This is a genomic window from Aliterella sp. E5.1 (genome assembly GCF_057473825.1).
In genome coordinates this window covers 1-1,332 of record NZ_JBYCCV010000401.1, presented here as the reverse complement: position 1 = coordinate 1,332, position 1,332 = coordinate 1, and the positions used below count along the sequence as shown (strand labels likewise).

Below are 1,332 nucleotides of genomic sequence, written 5' to 3'. Positions count from 1 at the left end.
GCGTTAAGCTACGACGGGTGTTCCGATTAAAACCATTGCTCATCCTACTTTCAAGTTATTTTTAGATACATTTCCCGTTGCCCTCCTTCGCCCGTCTACCTATCTTGCGGCAGAACATTTTTGCGGCTAATTTTGCTGCAATATAGATTAACGTTTTACTACTCTTCATCAGAGCAAGCAATTTGTGATCGAAGCTGTAATTTTTGACATCGACGGAACACTGGTTGATACTGTTGACTTTCACGCGCAGTCTTAGGAGAGAACCTTCACTCACTTCGGTCATCAGATTCCTTACGAGCAGATACGCCTCCAGATCGGTAAAGGGAGTGATAAGTTAATGTCAGTCTTTTGAATGGTGTAGAATATGCTATTGAGAACGCGAGGCGGTTCGTAGATATATTAATAAGCAAGAGACAAAAAACATATCAACTCTGGCAAATTGTACTAGGAAAAAAAGACCTTCCTGTAGGTAATCCATGCGTAGGAACTTTAGACGAAGCTCTCAGGGTGTTTGATCCTCTAATGTCGGGTTGGAGAACATTAGACAGATTTTATATGACTGAAAACGGGAAAAAAGTTATACCTTAATTAGATGACCTTTAAAAGTGAAAGTCAAAGAGGTAATAAAATTGTTAGAAGCGGATGGTTAGTATTTGGCACGAACCAGAGGCAGTCATTGACAATTTAAACATCTTATAAAACTTGGTACTGTAACAATCCCCGGTAATTTATCAAAAGATTTGGCAATCGGTACTCTGCATAGCGTTTTTAAGCAAGCTCAAATAACAGGGGATTAAAAGTGAAGTATTTAATAATCGTCGAGAAAGTTGAGAGCAATTATTCAGCTTATGTGCCTGATCTACCGGGGTGCATTGCAGTCGGAGATACCGTGACAGAAGCAGAGCAAATGATTGGTGAAGCAATTGAATTTCACTTAGAGTCAATGCGTGAAGATGGTTTAATAATTCCTCAACCACTAACATCTGCTAATTATGTTGAGGTAGAACAATTCGCATAACCAAAGAGTTGTTATTTGGTGGGAGTTTTTGGAGATAGCAGATCCAATGCCCGTTTGATTTCTTTCTTAATTGCGCCACCTGCATTAGGTTTTAAACCAATAGCCGCCTGCAAAATTTTTATCGCCTGCACTTAAAGTGCCAAAATCCATCACTTCTAAGGTAAAAAAATGGCATCCCAATATCTACATTATGGGCAGTAGATCCTAATTGTTGCCACAGCTTTAAGAAAGCAGCGATTAGCTCGGCAGATAGGGGAATCATGTTGTGACTCAACAAACCCTGCTCGATTAGCTCAATAACAGACAGCAGTAAG

1 protein-coding gene and 2 pseudogenes are annotated in these 1,332 nt (G+C 39.8%); 2 read left to right on the top strand and 1 reads right to left on the bottom strand.

Annotation, left to right across the window (positions count from 1 at the left end):
* Positions 1 to 692: 692 nt before the first annotated feature.
* A pseudogene (locus AC2VE5_RS27675) lies at positions 693 to 797 on the top strand (type II toxin-antitoxin system HicA family toxin); the annotation flags it as partial.
* Between the two features lie 2 nt (positions 798 to 799).
* On the top strand, positions 800 to 1,018 hold the full coding sequence (locus AC2VE5_RS27670) for a type II toxin-antitoxin system HicB family antitoxin (protein ID WP_486890722.1): 219 nt from the start codon (positions 800 to 802) through the stop codon (positions 1,016 to 1,018).
* A 118-nt stretch (positions 1,019 to 1,136) separates the two neighbouring features.
* Here the strand turns inward: AC2VE5_RS27670 and AC2VE5_RS27665 are convergent.
* Positions 1,137 to 1,332 (bottom strand): annotated as a pseudogene (locus tag AC2VE5_RS27665) (HNH endonuclease); the annotation flags it as partial.